The organism is Variovorax sp. GW821-FHT10D07 (assembly GCF_059415325.1).
On sequence record NZ_JBWKMZ010000007.1, the window covers coordinates 291970 to 306152 of the forward strand.

Annotated in this window: 17 protein-coding genes; 12 read left to right on the forward strand and 5 right to left on the reverse strand. The window is 70.2% G+C overall.

The features are described 5' to 3' along the window. The first annotated feature begins 14 nt into the window (after positions 1-14). The 6 genes from AC07PU_RS21900 to AC07PU_RS21925 all read left to right on the forward strand — a co-directional run bounded on the left by AC07PU_RS21900 (position 15) and on the right by AC07PU_RS21925 (position 5850). The gene (locus AC07PU_RS21900) at positions 15-941 is read left to right on the forward strand and encodes an ABC transporter permease (RefSeq protein ID WP_495320465.1); all 927 of its coding nucleotides are present in this window, start codon (positions 15-17) and stop codon (positions 939-941) included. Further along, positions 935-1729: an ABC transporter ATP-binding protein gene (locus tag AC07PU_RS21905; protein ID WP_203207860.1), complete on the forward strand. Its 795-nt coding sequence runs from the start codon at positions 935-937 to the stop codon at positions 1727-1729. The genes AC07PU_RS21900 and AC07PU_RS21905 overlap by 7 nt, the downstream gene beginning before the upstream one ends. Positions 1730-1854: 125 nt before the next feature. Beyond that, positions 1855-3030: an alpha-hydroxy acid oxidase gene (locus AC07PU_RS21910; RefSeq protein WP_495320468.1), complete on the forward strand. Its 1176-nt coding sequence runs from the start codon at positions 1855-1857 to the stop codon at positions 3028-3030. Further along, positions 3027-3386: a RidA family protein gene (locus AC07PU_RS21915; RefSeq protein ID WP_495320470.1), complete on the forward strand. Its 360-nt coding sequence runs from the start codon at positions 3027-3029 to the stop codon at positions 3384-3386. The genes AC07PU_RS21910 and AC07PU_RS21915 overlap by 4 nt, the downstream gene beginning before the upstream one ends. Positions 3387-3410: 24 nt before the next feature. Further along, positions 3411-4715 (forward strand): MFS transporter, encoded by a 1305-nt coding sequence (locus AC07PU_RS21920; protein WP_495320472.1) that lies wholly within the window; start codon positions 3411-3413, stop codon positions 4713-4715. A 25-nt stretch (positions 4716-4740) separates the two neighbouring features. Next, on the forward strand, positions 4741-5850 hold the full coding sequence (locus tag AC07PU_RS21925; protein ID WP_495320474.1) for a M14 family metallopeptidase: 1110 nt from the start codon (positions 4741-4743) through the stop codon (positions 5848-5850). Between the two features lie 4 nt (positions 5851-5854). Here the strand turns inward: AC07PU_RS21925 and AC07PU_RS21930 are convergent, their stop codons facing one another. Next, on the reverse strand, positions 5855-6748 hold the full coding sequence (locus AC07PU_RS21930; protein WP_495320476.1) for an SDR family oxidoreductase: 894 nt from the start codon (positions 6746-6748) through the stop codon (positions 5855-5857). 93 nt (positions 6749-6841) lie between these two features. On the opposite strand from AC07PU_RS21930, the gene AC07PU_RS21935 reads away from it, so the two are divergent. After that, on the forward strand, positions 6842-7678 hold the full coding sequence (locus tag AC07PU_RS21935; protein WP_495320478.1) for a helix-turn-helix transcriptional regulator: 837 nt from the start codon (positions 6842-6844) through the stop codon (positions 7676-7678). Positions 7679-7688: 10 nt separating this feature from the next. Here the strand turns inward: AC07PU_RS21935 and AC07PU_RS21940 are convergent, their stop codons facing one another. After that, positions 7689-8642, reverse strand: coding sequence for a LysR family transcriptional regulator (locus tag AC07PU_RS21940; protein WP_495320480.1), 954 nt, complete (start codon positions 8640-8642; stop codon positions 7689-7691). A 149-nt stretch (positions 8643-8791) separates the two neighbouring features. Between AC07PU_RS21940 and AC07PU_RS21945 the strand changes: the two genes are divergently transcribed. The 4 genes from AC07PU_RS21945 to AC07PU_RS21960 all read left to right on the forward strand — a co-directional run bounded on the left by AC07PU_RS21945 (position 8792) and on the right by AC07PU_RS21960 (position 11338). Beyond that, entirely contained in the window at positions 8792-9469 is a 678-nt protein-coding gene (locus AC07PU_RS21945; protein ID WP_495320482.1) for a polysaccharide deacetylase family protein, read from the forward strand. 1 nt (position 9470) lies between these two features. After that, positions 9471-9935: a cupin domain-containing protein gene (locus AC07PU_RS21950; protein ID WP_495320484.1), complete on the forward strand. Its 465-nt coding sequence runs from the start codon at positions 9471-9473 to the stop codon at positions 9933-9935. Between the two features lie 83 nt (positions 9936-10018). Beyond that, positions 10019-10336 carry an NIPSNAP family protein gene (locus AC07PU_RS21955; protein WP_093353100.1) on the forward strand — a complete coding sequence of 106 codons (318 nt, stop codon included), beginning with the start codon at positions 10019-10021 and terminating at the stop codon, positions 10334-10336. A 27-nt stretch (positions 10337-10363) separates the two neighbouring features. Beyond that, positions 10364-11338, forward strand: a complete 975-nt coding sequence (locus AC07PU_RS21960; protein WP_495320487.1) for a Bug family tripartite tricarboxylate transporter substrate binding protein — start codon at positions 10364-10366, stop codon at positions 11336-11338. A 16-nt stretch (positions 11339-11354) separates the two neighbouring features. Here AC07PU_RS21960 and AC07PU_RS21965 read toward each other — a convergent pair whose 3' ends face one another. Continuing rightward, positions 11355-12266: a bestrophin family protein gene (locus AC07PU_RS21965; protein WP_495320489.1), complete on the reverse strand. Its 912-nt coding sequence runs from the start codon at positions 12264-12266 to the stop codon at positions 11355-11357. 128 nt (positions 12267-12394) lie between these two features. Between AC07PU_RS21965 and AC07PU_RS21970 the strand changes: the two genes are divergently transcribed. Next, complete coding sequence (locus AC07PU_RS21970) at positions 12395-12850, forward strand: hypothetical protein (protein WP_495320491.1); 456 nt, start codon at positions 12395-12397, stop codon at positions 12848-12850. A gap of 21 nt (positions 12851-12871) precedes the next feature. Here AC07PU_RS21970 and AC07PU_RS21975 read toward each other — a convergent pair whose 3' ends face one another. Together AC07PU_RS21975 and AC07PU_RS21980 are read right to left on the reverse strand one after the other, a co-directional pair. Continuing rightward, positions 12872-13165 (reverse strand): YciI family protein, encoded by a 294-nt coding sequence (locus AC07PU_RS21975; protein ID WP_495320493.1) that lies wholly within the window; start codon positions 13163-13165, stop codon positions 12872-12874. Positions 13166-13178: 13 nt separating this feature from the next. Next, on the reverse strand, positions 13179-14147 hold the full coding sequence (locus AC07PU_RS21980) for a tripartite tricarboxylate transporter substrate binding protein (RefSeq protein ID WP_495320495.1): 969 nt from the start codon (positions 14145-14147) through the stop codon (positions 13179-13181). Between the last annotated feature and the right edge of the window lie 36 nt (positions 14148-14183).

Sequence of the window (14183 nt, forward strand, 5' to 3'; positions counted from 1 at the left end):
CGGCCGGAGCATCGATGTCCCTCATCGCTTTCCAGGGCTCGCTCGAGGTGGGCCTGATCTTCGCGCTGGTCGCGCTCGGCGTCTTCATCTCGTTCAGGGTCGTGAACTTCCCCGACCTGACCGTCGACGGCAGCTTCCCGCTCGGCGGCGCGGTGGCCGCGACCCTGCTGGTGGGCGGCTGGCATCCGCTGGCCGCGACGGCGGCCGCCTTCGCCGCGGGCGCGCTCGCGGGCCTCACGACCGGCTGGCTGCACGTCAAGCTCAAGATCATGCAGCTGCTCGCGGGCATCCTCGTGATGATCGCGCTCTACTCGATCAACCTGCGCGTGATGGGCAAGCCCAATGAGCCCTTGCTGGGTGCGTCGACGGTGTTCAACACGCCGCCGCTCGAGGCGCTGCCGGGGCCGTGGACCACCGCGCTGGTGCTGCTGGCCGTCACCTTGGCGGTCAAGTTCGCGCTCGACCGCTACTTCGGATCGGAGGCCGGCCTGGCCATGCGCGCCACCGGTGGCAACGCGCGGATGGCGCGCGCGCTGGGCGTGTCGACCGACCGGCTGTCGCTGTTCGCGCTCGCGCTGTCCAACGGCATCGTGGCGCTGGCGGGCGCGCTGTTCGCGCAATCGCAGGGCGGGGCCGACGTGTCGATGGGCATCGGCACCATCGTGATCGGGCTGGCGGCCGTGATCATCGGCGAGACCCTGCTGCCCATGCGCAGCATCGCCTGGGCCACGCTCGGCTGCGTCGTCGGCGCGGTGCTCTACCGCATGCTGGTGGCGCTGGCGCTCAACAGCGAATTCATCGGCCTGAAGGCGCAGGACCTCAACCTCGTCACGGCCGTGCTGGTGACGCTCGCGCTCGTGATGCCGGCCTCGAAGCGCTTCCTGGCCCGGCGGCGCGGCGCCCTCGGCGCATCGAAGAAGAAGGAGGCCGGCGCATGCTGAAGGCACTGGACCTGCGCGTGACCTTCCATGCGGGCACGCCGATGGAGAACCGCGCGCTGCGCGGGCTCGACCTGACGATTCCGCGCGGCGAGTTCGTCACCGTCATCGGCTCGAACGGCGCCGGCAAGTCGACCTTGCTTAATGCGCTCAGCGGCGACCTGCTGGTCGACAGCGGCCGCATCTTCATCGACGAGGTGGAGGTCACGCGCCTGAGCGCCTGGCAGCGCAGCGCGCTCGTGGCGCGCGTGTTCCAGGACCCGATGGCCGGCACCTGCGAGGCGCTGACCATCGAGGAGAACCTCGCGCTGGCCTGGCGGCGCGGCGAGCGGCGCGGACTGCGCGCGGCGCTGCGAGGCGAACTGCGCGAGCTGTTCCGCGACCGGCTGCGCAGCCTCGACCTGGGGCTCGAGCAGCGGTTGAACGACCGCATGGGCCTGCTGTCGGGCGGGCAGCGGCAGGCCGTGAGCCTGCTGATGGCATCGCTCAAGCCCTCGCGCATCCTGCTGCTCGACGAGCACACGGCCGCGCTCGATCCGAAGACCGCGGCCTTCGTGCTCGCGCTCACGCAGCGGATCGTGGAGGAACAGCAGCTCACCGCGATGATGGTCACGCACAGCATGCGGCAGGCCCTGAGCCATGGCTCGCGCACGCTGATGCTGCACGAGGGCCGCGTCGTGCTCGACGTGAGCGGGCCGCAGCGCGCCGGCATGGACGTGCCCGACCTGCTGCAGCTGTTCGAGCGCACGCGCGGCGAGACGGTGGCCGACGACGCGCTGCTGCTCGGATGAACCCTGCGCGCATCGGGCTTTCGCGCGCCGCCGGCGCGGCGCATGAAACATGCCGCGGCTTCCTCGGCGACGCCCAAAGCGCCATTAAATATGCCGACTGGACGGCTTAATATTTTCCTTCGACCATGACCCACTACCTGCAAGCGCACTGCATCGACGACTTCCGCGAACTGGCCCGGCGCGCGCTGCCGCGCATGGTGTTCGACTACATCGATGGCGGCGCGGGCTCCGAGTCGAGCGTGCGCGGCAACCGCAGCGCCTTCGACCGCATCCGGCTGCTCGGGTCCGCGCCGGTCGACGTCTCGCAGCGCAGCACCGCGATGCGGCTGTTCGGTCGCTCGTGGACCCTGCCGCTGATCATCGGGCCCACCGGGCTGGCGGGCGCGGCCTGGCCGGGCGCGGACCGCTGCCTGGCGCGGGCCGCCCGCGCCTTCGGCATTCCGTTCGTGATGAGCACGGCCGCCACCGCGACCATGGAAGCCGTGGCCGAGGCGGCGCAGGGCAACGCCTGGTTCCAGCTCTACGTGTTCCGCGACCGCGCGATGAGCGCGCGCCTGATCGACCGGGCGCGCGACCTCGACTTCGCGGCGCTCGAGGTGACCGTGGACAACCCCGTCGCGGGCCGGCGGCTGCGCGACGAGCGCAACGGCTTCAGCCTGCCGCTGCGCTGGACCCCGCGCAAGCTCGCGAGCGTGCTCGCGCGGCCCGGCTGGGCCTGGCGCTCGCTGCGAGCCGGCGCGCCACGGCTCGAGCTGATGGCCGGCGAGCTCGGCCTGCAGGCCACCCACACCATCGCGCAGACCATGCAGGCCCAGCTCGATCCCTCGCTGGGCTGGGACGACATCGCCTGGGTGCGCGAGCGCTGGCCCGGCAAGCTGATCGTCAAGGGCCTGCTCGATCCCGCGCAGGGCCGCCGCGCGCAGCAGCTCGGCGTCGATGCCATCGTGATCAGCAACCATGGCGGGCGGCAGCTCGACGGCGCCGTCGCGCCGATCGAGATCCTGCCCGAGTTCGCGAGCGAGACCGGTGGCCGCCTCCCGCTGCTGCTCGACAGCGGCGTGCGCACCGGCAGCGACATCGCGCGCGCGCTCGCGCTCGGCGCCACCGCCGTGCAGATCGGGCGGCCCACGCTCTACGCGGTCTCCTCGGGCGGCGAGCCGGCCGTTGCCAGGGCGCTGGCCCTGCTCAAGGAGGAATTCGAGGTCTGCCAGTGCCTGATGGGCGCCGGCAGCGTGGCGTCGATCGGCGCCCACATGGTGCGCGGGGCCGCGCCCGTGGCGCCGCAAAAGGAGACGGCATGAACATCGAGCGACTGCACACCGACGAACGCATGAGCCAGGCCGTGGTGCATGGCGGCATCGTCTATCTCTCCGGCCAGGTGGACCTGGTGCAGCCCGCGGCGACCGTGGGCGAGCAGATGGCGCGCATCCTGCGGCGCATCGACACGCTCTTGGCGGAGGCAGGTTCGGGCAAGTCGAGGCTGCTGAGCGCGACCATCTGGCTCGCCGACACCGACGACTTCGCCGAGATGAACCGCGTGTGGACCGACTGGCTGCCACCGGGGTGCGCACCGGCGCGCGCGACCGTGGGTGCGCGACTCGCGCTGCCCGCGCTGCTGGTCGAGGTGGCCGTGATCGCCGCCACCGGCACCGACTGACATTCCTTCCCTCCCTCGACGCCCATGAGCACAACCCCCGCGCATACCGCCATCAGCCGGCGCCAGACCATCGTCGCCACCACCATCGGCAACGGCCTCGAGATCTTCGACTTCACCGTCTACGGTTTTCTCGCGCTGGTGATCGGCAAGCTGTTCTTTCCCACCTTCAGCGGCTACGGCCAGCTGCTGCTCACGGTCGCGACCTTCGGCGTCGGCTTCATCATGCGGCCGCTGGGCGGCATCGTGATCGGCGCCTATGCCGACCGCGCGGGCCGCAAGAAGGCGATGACGCTCACCATCTTCCTGATGGCGCTGGGCTGCGCAGTGATCGCCTTCACGCCCACCTACGCGAGCATCGGCGTCGCGGCGCCGGTGCTGATCGTGCTGGCGCGGCTGATCCAGGGCTTCTCGGCCGGCGGCGAGGTCGGTGCTTCCACCACGCTGCTGGTGGAGCACGCCACGCCGCGCAACCGCGGCTACATGGCGAGCTGGCAGTTCGCGAGCCAGGGCCTGGGCGTGATGCTCGGCGCGGTGGTGGTGGGCACGCTGACCTTCACGCTGTCGCCGCAATCCATGGAAAGCTGGGGCTGGCGCGTGCCCTTCTTCATCGGCATGCTGATCGCGCCGGTGGGCATGTACATCCGCCGCCACCTTCACGAGTCGCTCGAGATCGCGCCCGATGCGAGCGCGAAGCCGCGCGAGAGCAGCCTGCGGATCGTCTGCACGCAGCATGGCGGCACGGTGCTCGCGGCCATCCTCACCATGGTGGGCGGCACCACGGCCGCCTACGTGATCACCTTCTACATGCCGACCTATGCGGTGCGCGAGCTGGGGCTCGCGCCCTCGGTGGCGCTGTTCGGCGCGGCGATCACGGGCCTGATCCTGTTCGTGGTGTCGCCGCTGGTCGGTGCGCTGTCCGACCGCGTGGGGCGCAAGCCGCTGATCCTGTGGAGCCGTGTCTTCCTCGTGCTGCTGATCTACCCGGGCTTCCTCTGGCTCAATGCCTCGCCCACGCCGGCGGTGTTGTTCACCGTGCTCGGCGTGCTGAGCCTGGGCCTCGTGGGCCAGACCGCGCCGAGCATCACGATGTTGCCCGAGATGTTCCCGAAGGCGGTGCGCGCCAGCGGCATGTCGCTGGTCTACAGCGTGGGCGTGGCGCTGTTCGGCGGCTTCGCGCCCTTCATCAGCACCTGGCTGCTCAACGCCACCGGCAGCAAGCTCGCGCCGGCCTGGTACCTGGTCGCGATGACCGCCGTCTCCTTGCTGGGGCTGATCTGGCTGCGCGACCATACGGGTCGCGACATCGACGCGGCCGGTGCGCACGCCTGAACGATCGCCTCTTCCGAAGCTTTCCATGACCATCTCCAATCACAGCAGCGCCGCCACGCGGCATTTCTCGGGCACCTACGTCGAGGCTCGCGCCAAATTCCTCGAGGCCGCGCGCGCTCGCGGCGCTTCGATCGAGTCCTTCGTCAATGAAGCGCATCGCGGCGCGCTCGGCGAGGAACTCGCGACCGACGTCGCGCTGCTCGGCGCCATCGACGCGAAGAAGCTGCTGCTCGTGACCTCGGGCACGCACGGCCCCGAAGGCTTCTGCGGCTCGGGCACGCAGGTCGCGACCCTGCACGACGAGGACCTGCTCGCGCGCCTGCAGCAGGCCGGCGTGGCGCTGCTGCTGGTGCATGCCGTCAATCCGCACGGCTTCTCGCACCTGCACCGCACCAACGAGGACAACATCGACCTCAACCGCAACCACATCGACTTCGGCGCGCCGCTGCCGGTGAATGCCGAGTACACCGATGTCGAACCGCTGGTGCTGCCCGCAAGCTGGCCGCCGACGCCGGCCGACGAGGCGGCCGTGGCCGCCTACATCGACAAGCACGGCATGCGCGCCTTCCGCGCCGCCGTCACCAAGGGCCAGTACGTTTCGCCCGACGGCCTGTTCTACGGCGGCACCGCGCCTTCGTGGAGCAACAGGACCATCCGGTCGATCCTGCGCAAGTACGCGGCCTCGGCCACGCACATCGGCTGGATCGACGTGCACACGGGCCTGGGCCCCTACGGCCACGGCGAGAAGATCTACCCGGGCCGCAACACGCCCGAGGACCTCGCGCTCGCGCGCGCCTGGTGGGGTGCCGACGTCTTCGCGCTGTTCGGCGAGGACTCCGTGTCCGCGCATGTGTCGGGGCCGGTGGTTTCCGCCGCCTACGACGAATGCCCACGGGCGCGCATCGCGCCCATGGGCCTCGAGTTCGGCACCATCCCCATCGACGACATGCTGTTGCGGCTGAGCGCCGACACTTGGCTGCGTCGCCATCCGGAAGCGACCGAGTCGCAGCGGCGAGAGATCCGCCAGCAGCTGCGCGATGCCTTCTACTGCGACAACGACGAGTGGAAGGGCATGGTGCTGGGGCAAACGCGCGTGGTGCTGCTGCAGACCTTGCAGGGCTTGCGCAAGGCCTGATCGTTCAGGCCGTCCGCAGCCGCTCCAGGTCGGCGATCAGCGTCGGCCCCGACGGTTGCCATCCCAGGGTCTCGCGCGTCCACGCGCTCGAGGCGGGCAGGTCCATCCCCGCGAACATCGCGAGCCAGCCGAAGAAGCCCGGTGCTTCGTCGGCCGTGAGGGAGCGGACCGGCAGTTGCAGCCGACGCCCGAGCGCCTCGGCGATCTCGCGCATCGCCACGCCTTCCTCGGCCACCGCGTGGTACTTCGCGCCCGGCGCGGCCTTCTCGAGAGCGAGCCTGAAGAGCCGCGCCACGTCGAGCACATGCGCCGCGGGCCAGCGGTTGAGGCCGTCGCCGACATAGGCGCAGGCGCCCTTGTCGCGGTACATCTCGATCAGCGGGCTGATCAGGCCCTGGCGCGCCGTGTCATGCACCTGCGGCAGCCGCACGATCGACACGTTCATGCCATGCGCCTTGGCGGCGGTATTGGCCGCTTCCTCCGAGGCCGCGCGCGGATGCGTGTCGGCGCCCACGGTCGGATGGTCTTCCTTCGCCGGCTGGCCCGCCACCGTGTTGGCGATGCCGGTGCCGGAAGTCACGACCAGCGGCCGCTCGGAGCCCGCGAGCGCCGCGGCCAGCGCATCGATGACCCGGCGGTCGTCCTCGCAGTTCTGCACGAAGCGCGAGAAGTCGTGGTTGAAGGCCAGGTGGATCACCCCGTCGGCGCGCTCCACGCCGGCGCGCAGGCTGCCGGCGTCCTCCAGGGTGCCGTGCAGCACCTCGGCGCCGGCGGCCTTCAAGGCGGCCGCCTTCTCCTGTGAGCGGCTCAGGCCGATCACCTGGTGGCCGGCCGCCACCAGTTCCTTGACGACGGGCAGGCCGATGAAACCGGTCGCGCCGGTGACGAACACTCGCATGGGAAAGATCTCCAGGTTGGGTTGGAGGCCAGTCTCGGACCGCGAGCCATCCCGGTAAAGTAGTGACGTTATCGTGGTATGGCGGCTAACAGCATGAGCGCAATGGCAAACGGCAATCCGGCAGACGGCAATGCCCTGGGCAACTACCTGAAGGATCGCCGCGCCCGGCTCGATCCAACGGTCTTCGGCTATTCGCCAGACCGTCGTCGCACGCCTGGCCTGCGCCGCGAGGAGGTCGCGCAGCGCGCCCACATCAGCGCCACCTGGTACACCTGGCTCGAGCAGGGCCGTGGCGGCGCGCCTTCGGCCGAGGTGCTCGAGCGCATCGCCCAGGCGCTGATGCTCACCGAGATCGAGCGCGAGCACCTCTACCTGCTGGGCCTGGGCCGGCCGCCCGAGGTGCGCTATCGCCAGCCCGAGGGCGTCACGCCGCGGCTGCAGCGCGTGCTCGATGCGCTGCATCCCTGTCCCGCGCTGATGCGCACCGCGACCTGGGACGTGGTGGCATGGAACCGCGCCTCGAGCGTGATGCTGGTGGACTACGGCCTGCTGCCGCCCGGGCAGCGCAACATCCTGCGCTTCATCTTCCTCGACCCGCGCGCACGTGCCGCGCAGTACGACTGGCAGAGCGTGGCGCGCTTCGCGCTCGGAGCCTTCCGCGCCGACGCCACCCGCGCCGGCGCCGCGGCGCTGGTGCAGCCGCTGGTCGAGGAGCTGTGCCGGCTGAGTCCCGAGTTCGACGCGATGTGGCGCGACAACGACGTGGTCGGCGTGCACGGCGAGGCGGTCAAGCACATCCGCCATCCGGTGCTCGGGCCGCTGGCCTTCGAGTACTCGTCGTTCGCGGTCGATGGGCGGCCGGACCTCAGCCTGGTGGTCTACAACCCGACGACGCCGGGGGATGCGCAGAGGATCGGGGCGTTGGTCTGAAGGGGCGGCTTCATCGCGCGGCTGCGGAGCGAGGCTTCCTGCGCGGCGGCTGCGTGTCCTGCAAGGCCTGCTCGACGGCCTCGCGCACGAAGGCTGTGAAGCTGCGCACCAGGGGCCGGATCATGCTGCGGTGGGGCAGCACCGCGTAGATCGTCTTGGCGCGCAGCGGGTTCCGGGGCAGTACCTCCACGAGCGTGCCGCGCGCCAGATGCTCGGCCACATGGAAGCGGTAGAAGTTGCCGATGCCCGCGCCGGCCACGCAGGCGCTGCGCAGCGCATCGCCGTTGTCGGACAGCAGCACGGCCTGCGGCCGGATCGATTGCCACTGCCCCTTGACATCGAGGTGCCAGGTCTCTGCGACCTCCGAGAAGCGCGGGCACAGGCAGCGATGCCGCGCGAGATCGTCGACCGAGCGCGGCGTGCCGTGCGACTTCAGGTACTGGGGCGATGCGCACAGGACCTGCGGGCTCTGGGCCAGTACCAGCTGCGCCTGCTTGGTCGGCAGCTCCTCGCCGATGAACAGCGCGAGGTCGACCCGCTCGCGCACGAGATCGGGCACGTTGCTGTTGACCACCAGGTCCACGGTGGCCCCGGGATGGCTCTCGAGGAATTTAGGCAGGGCCGGCGCGACGACCGCGGAGGCGAAGGAGGGCGGTGCCGTCACGCGCAGGTGGCCGCCGGCGGCCTGCTCGCCCGCGATACCGGCCACGGCGCCCTCGAGCTGCTCGAGGATGTCCACGCAGCGCGCGTAGAAGGCCTCGCCCGCATCGGTGACGCTGATGCGCCGCGTGGTGCGGTGAACCAGCGCGGCGCCGGTCGCGCGCTCTAGGAGTTGCAGATGCTTGGTGACCGAAGAGGGCACCATGCGCAATTGGCGCGCGGCGGTCGTGAAGCTGTTGGCGTTCACCACCGCCACGAAGCAGCGCAGCGACAGCACGCTGGCCTGGTTCAGGAAGTCGGGCATGGCCGATCATTGCATCGAATCTGGAAAAAGTATCTTCTTTCGTTTCCATATTGTGCGGAACGAGCCCGATGCCGATCATTGCGCCAGCTTCCCCGCGATACCGAAGGAGACAAGAGATTGAACCCCCACCGCGCATGCGCGCCCGGCCGATGAGCCGCTCGATCACGCTCACGTTCGACAACGGCCCGGCCTCGGCCGTGACGCCGCACGTGCTGGACGTGCTGGCGCGCCACGGCATCCGCGCGACCTTCTTCGTGCTCGGCCAGAACCTGGCCTCGAAGGAAGGCCGTGCGCTCGCCTGCCGGGCGAGGGAGGAAGGCCACTGGATCGGCAACCACACCTACACGCACGATGTCCCGCTCGGCGCATCGTCCGACTCGTTCGCGCCGCGGCAGGAGATCGGCCGCACGCAGGACCTGATCGGCGAGCTGTCGCATCCCGACAGGCTGTTCCGGCCCTTCGGCGGCGGCGGCGTCCTCGGGCCCCATCTGCTGAGCCGCGCGGCACTCGCGTTCCTGCGCGAGGGGCGATTCACCTGCGTGCTCTGGAACTCGATCCCGCGCGACTGGGACGACCCCGAGGGCTGGCCGCGGACGGCGCTCGCGCAGGCACGCGAACAGGACTGGACCCTCAGCGTGCTGCACGACTACGAGACGGGCGCGATGACGCAGCTGGAGCCCTACATCGAACAGGCCCTGGCCGAAGGCTTCCGCTTCCGGCAGGAGTTTCCGCCGGACTGCGTGCCGCTGGTGCGGGGCGTGCCCGTGCATTCCATGGAGGCCTTCGTGTCGAACGGCCAGCCCTCTTCATTTCCCCAGGAGACATGACATGCAGAACGAACCCTTGAAGACCGGCGCGGTCATCGTCACGCCCGAGGAGGCCGAGGCGATCCGTCCCTTCGGCCTCGACATGCAGGTGCTGCTCGGCAGCGAACAGACGGGCGGCAGGCTCTCGGTGATCATGGCCTGCCACGGGCCTGGCGAGGGCCCGCCCGACCATCTGCACTTCACGCAGGAAGAGTGCTTCTTCATCGTCGAAGGCAGCTACGAAGTGACCGCTGGCGACACCACGCGCACGGTCGGCGCCGGCACCATCGTCTATCTGCCGCGCGGCGTCGTCCATCGCTTCCGGAACGTCGGAACCACCACGGCGCGCATGCTCGACTGGAGCGTGCCGGGCGGGCAGGAGCGCTACTTCAGGGAAATCTCCGCGCTGGCGGGCCCCGGCTTTTCGGGCGAGAAGGTCGCGCTGATCAGCGAGAAGCACGACACCAACTTCCCCGCCCCGCACTGACGCAACCCGCGTCGTCCCTGCAGCGATGCCAGGCCTCGCGCCGGCGTCGCCGGGACACGCACGCCCCGAGAAAAGGACCACCGATGATCGTCGAACAACGCACCTACCGCGTGCGCGCGGGCACCGTGCGCGACTACCTCCACACCTACGAGCACGAGGGTGGACTGGCGCTGCAGCGCCAGCACCTGGGCCGCATGGTCGGTTACTTCCACACCGAGTTCGGACCGCTCAACGAGATCGTCCACCTGTGGGCCTACGACGACCTCGCGGACCGCGACCGGCGCCGCGCCGCCCTGTCGGCCGATCCGCAGTGGCAGGCGTACGCGCCGAAGATCTTCCGCTTCATCGAGACGCAGGAGTCGAAGCTCCTGAAACCCGCGGCATTCAGCCCGAGCTATTGAGCGGCCACCAGAGCCCAGGAGACAGACATGAGCCATTCCCTTTCCATTCGGCGGCTGCTGGTCGTGGGCGTGCTCGCGCTGGCGAGCGTCACGGCCGCCGCCCAGGCGAACTGGCCGACACGGCCCATCCGCATCGTCATCGGCCTGCCCGCCGGCCTGGCCGCGGACGTCATCGCGCGCATGTACGGCGAGAAGCTGTCGAAGGCGCTCGGGCAACCGGTGGTGGTGGACAACAAGCCCGGCGCCACCGGCAACATCGCGCAGGACACGGTGGCCAAGGCGCCGGCAGACGGCTACACGCTGCTCTACGCGGTCTCGAATTCCTTCGTGAGCAACCCCCACGCCTTCGCCAGGCTGCCCTTCGATGTCGACAAGGACTTCGCGCCCGTCGCGCAGACGGTGCGCAACGGCCTGTACCTCGTGACCGCCAAGGACTTCCCGGGCAGGACGCTGCAGGAAGCGATGGCGCTGGCGCGCGCGGCGCCCGGCAAATACAGCTACGCCTCGTACGGGCTCGGTGGCTTTCCGCACCTGGTCATGGAGCTGGTGCTGGCGCAGGAGAAGGTCGAGATGCTCCACGTGCCCTACAAGGGCGGCGCGCTGACCGACGTGGCGGCCGGCACCGTTCCGCTGGTCTGGGAGCCGGCCGCGAATGCCATCCCTTTTATGAAGGAGGGCCGCGTGCGGGCGCTGGCGGTCTGGGGCTACGGCCAGCGAAACCCCGCGACGCCCGAGGTGCCGAACATCGCCGAGCTCGTGCCCGGTGCCGACGTCGCGAGCTTCCAGGGCTTCTGGGCGCCCGCGAAGACACCGCGCGAGATCATCGTCCGCCTGAACGAGGAGATCACCCGGGCGAGCCGCGATCCCGCGCTGATCGAGAAGCTCCGGCTCGCCTATGCCGAGCCCGTGGTCTCGACGCCCGAGCAGATGGCGGCGGAGGTCCGGCGCGAGTCGGTGCGCTGGCGCCAGCTGATCCGCGACAAGAACATCCGCCTCGATTGAGCGAAGGGCCCGTCGCTTAGGTCTGCACGTACCCGGTGCCCTTCGCGCTCGGCACCGGCAGCGTCTCGCCCATCATCTCGCGCACGCTCGCCTCGATGGTGTGCGACATCGCATCGAGCGCGAGGTCGTTGGGTTCCATGCCGAAGGGCTCCTCGATCTCCGCGCCGAGCGCCTCGAGCGCGAAGAAGGTATAGGCGATGAAGGCCACCACCACCGGCGTCATCGCGCCGATCGCATCGACCAGCCCGAAGGGCAGCAGCACGCAATAGAGGTAGATGGTGCGGTGGATGATGACCGCATAGGTGAACGGGATCGGCGTGCCCGCGATGCGCTCGCAGCCGCCGAGCGCCTCGGTGAGCCGGCCCAGCGGCAGCTCGATGGCCTGCGCGAGCTCGGGCGCGAGCCGGCCCTGCAGGCGCTGCGCCTGCAGCCATTCGCCGACCATCAGCAGCAGCACGGCGGGCTTGAAGCGCACCGTTCGCAGGCGTGCGCAGTCCTCTTCCGGCAGCAGGCGTGCGAGGTCGGCCGCGGCATCGGTGCCGCGCAGCTGATGCCGCAGCGCATGCACGAAGGCGATGAGCCGCGCGACCGGCAGCGCGATGCCTTCGCGCGAAGGCAGCAGCGTGATCAACTGGCGCACCAGCGTGCGCGTTTCGTTGAGCAGCGTGCCCCAGAGCGTGCGCGCCTCCCAGTAGCGCGCGTAGCTCGTGCCGTTGCGAAAGCCCAGGAAGATGGCGAGCGTGAGGCCGATCAGCGAGAAGGGCACGAAGTTCAGCGGCACCTTCCACTGGAACAGCCGGCCATGCAGCACGGTCACGAGGATCGCGAAGCCGGTGGTCCACAACAGCTGCGGCACGATCGACGACAGCACCGAGCCGTGCCAGACGAACAGCATGCGCAGCCAGTGGGGACGGGGGCGGACGATCATGGGGCGGCCATTATCGCCAGCGCCGCGGCCCGTGCGTCGTCGGCCTACAGGCGGCCCGCGGGGTGTTTGCAAGAATGCACCCGGCGATCTGTTCGTCGACCGATGAATGAACCAGGAGGAAGATTCGCATGCAACACCGTCTCTCATGGCCGGTTTCCGGCCTCGCCCTGCTCGGCGCTCTCGTCGCCGTCCAGGCCCGCGCGCAAAGCGATGCCCAGGTCTATGACAACGCGATCGAGCAGGCGGGGCTCGTGTGTCCGGGCCACTCCGCCGAGCGCACCCGGCCCGGCATCCGCGCCGTGGGCGTCGGTGCCTTGCGTGTGCTCGCGCAGCGCCGCATCACGATGTGCCCCGACCGCCGCCTCGACGCCGCCACGCCGGTGGTCTGGTATGGCCGTGCGGGCGTCTTCGCGTGGAATCCCGAGGTCAAGGAGGCCGTGGCGCTGGTCGCGTCCAGGGTCGATGCGATGACGCGCAAGGACGAGTTCCCGGCCGACACGCTGGTGTGGAAGGCCGACGGCAGCGAGGCCAAGGGCGTGACGGTGCCGATGTTCGAGCGCAGGGCGCGGCCTGCGGGCGGCTGAGGCGCCGCGCGTTCTCGAATCTCACTTCGTGCGGCGCCGGTCGAAGAAGGCCTGCCGCCAGGGCATGACGCGCACCGAGGCGAACAGGCCGCCCTGTGCGAAGGGATCGTCGCCGATGAAGCGTTCCGCGTCCGCGCGGTCGTCGGCGTCCACGATGATCAGCGCGCCGATCGCGCGGCCGTGCTCGTCGAGCACCGCGCCGCCGGCCAGCATGCGCTGCTGCCGCTCGCTCAGGTAGTCGAGGTGCGCCGGCTTGAGCGATTCGCGCAGCGCCTGTGCGTCGGGCTGGTCGAGCGCGAGGATGACGTAGGGCATGCGACGCTCCGGCTCAGCTCGGCGTGATGCCGGCCTTGGCGATGATCTCGCCCCAGGTCTTCATCTCGCGCGCGATGAAGGCCTGGAACTCCGCGGGCGTGCTGCCCACCGGCTCGGCGCCGTTGACCGTCAGCGCCTCGCGCGTGGCACGGGTCTGCAGGGCCTTGCGCACCTCGGCGCTCAGGCGTTCCACGATGGCCGCGTCGGTGCCCGCGGGCGCGAGCACGCCGGTCCAGGCGCTGACGTCGAAGGGCTTGCCCGTGGCCTCGGCGACGGTACGCACCTCGGGCAGCGAGGGCGAGCGCCGCGCGGTCGACGCGGCCAGCGCGCGCAGCTTTCCCGACTTCACGAGCGGCGCCGCCGCGACCACGTTCGCGAACATCAGGTCGACGTGGCCGCCCATCAGGTCGGCCAGCGCGGGGCCGGTGCCCTTGTAGGGCACGTGCGTCATCGTCACGCCCGACTGCAGCGCCAGCAGCTCCATCGACAGGTGGTCGGCCGTGCCGCTGCCGGTGGAGGCGAAGGACAGGCGCTTGGAGCGCGCCGCCGCGAGCGCGTCGTCGAAGGACTGGATCGACGAGGTGGACGAGGCCACCATGATGAACGGCGACTGCACCGCGAGGCCGATCGGCGCGAAGGCCTTCGCGGTGTCGAAGGGCATGCTCTTCATCATCCACGGGTTGGTGGCATGCGGCACGCTCGCGACCAGCAGCGTGTAGCCGTCGGGCGCCGCCTTGGCCACCAGCTCCGAGCCGATCAAGGTGCTGGCACCGGGCTTGTTGTCGACGAAGAAGGACTGGCCCATCGACTCCGACAGCCCCATCGCGATCGCGCGCGCCACCACGTCGGTGCCGCCACCCGCGGTGAACGGTACGACCACGCGCACCTGACGGCTCGGATAGGGCGCCGCGGCGCGTGCCGGCGGCAGGGCGGTGGCAGCGCAGGCGCTGGCCAGGGTGACGATGAATTCGCGGCGGATCATGGGAGTCTCCAGGGATGTTCTGGTGCGCGTGCCTCG

Bases quoted from the DNA above. Each gene is read 5' to 3' on its own strand.
- AC07PU_RS21900 (WP_495320465.1), top strand. From the start codon at position 15: ATGTCCCTCATCGCTTTCCAGGGCTCGCTCGAGGTGGGCCTGATCTTC.
- AC07PU_RS21905 (WP_203207860.1), top strand. From the start codon at position 935: ATGCTGAAGGCACTGGACCTGCGCGTGACCTTCCATGCGGGCACGCCG.
- AC07PU_RS21910 (WP_495320468.1), top strand. From the start codon at position 1,855: ATGACCCACTACCTGCAAGCGCACTGCATCGACGACTTCCGCGAACTG.
- AC07PU_RS21915 (WP_495320470.1), top strand. From the start codon at position 3,027: ATGAACATCGAGCGACTGCACACCGACGAACGCATGAGCCAGGCCGTG.
- AC07PU_RS21920 (WP_495320472.1), top strand. From the start codon at position 3,411: ATGAGCACAACCCCCGCGCATACCGCCATCAGCCGGCGCCAGACCATC.
- AC07PU_RS21925 (WP_495320474.1), top strand. From the start codon at position 4,741: ATGACCATCTCCAATCACAGCAGCGCCGCCACGCGGCATTTCTCGGGC.
- AC07PU_RS21930 (WP_495320476.1), bottom strand. From the start codon at position 6,748: ATGCGAGTGTTCGTCACCGGCGCGACCGGTTTCATCGGCCTGCCCGTC.
- AC07PU_RS21935 (WP_495320478.1), top strand. From the start codon at position 6,842: ATGAGCGCAATGGCAAACGGCAATCCGGCAGACGGCAATGCCCTGGGC.
- AC07PU_RS21940 (WP_495320480.1), bottom strand. From the start codon at position 8,642: ATGCCCGACTTCCTGAACCAGGCCAGCGTGCTGTCGCTGCGCTGCTTC.
- AC07PU_RS21945 (WP_495320482.1), top strand. From the start codon at position 8,792: ATGAGCCGCTCGATCACGCTCACGTTCGACAACGGCCCGGCCTCGGCC.
- AC07PU_RS21950 (WP_495320484.1), top strand. From the start codon at position 9,471: ATGCAGAACGAACCCTTGAAGACCGGCGCGGTCATCGTCACGCCCGAG.
- AC07PU_RS21955 (WP_093353100.1), top strand. From the start codon at position 10,019: ATGATCGTCGAACAACGCACCTACCGCGTGCGCGCGGGCACCGTGCGC.
- AC07PU_RS21960 (WP_495320487.1), top strand. From the start codon at position 10,364: ATGAGCCATTCCCTTTCCATTCGGCGGCTGCTGGTCGTGGGCGTGCTC.
- AC07PU_RS21965 (WP_495320489.1), bottom strand. From the start codon at position 12,266: ATGATCGTCCGCCCCCGTCCCCACTGGCTGCGCATGCTGTTCGTCTGG.
- AC07PU_RS21970 (WP_495320491.1), top strand. From the start codon at position 12,395: ATGCAACACCGTCTCTCATGGCCGGTTTCCGGCCTCGCCCTGCTCGGC.
- AC07PU_RS21975 (WP_495320493.1), bottom strand. From the start codon at position 13,165: ATGCCCTACGTCATCCTCGCGCTCGACCAGCCCGACGCACAGGCGCTG.
- AC07PU_RS21980 (WP_495320495.1), bottom strand. From the start codon at position 14,147: ATGATCCGCCGCGAATTCATCGTCACCCTGGCCAGCGCCTGCGCTGCC.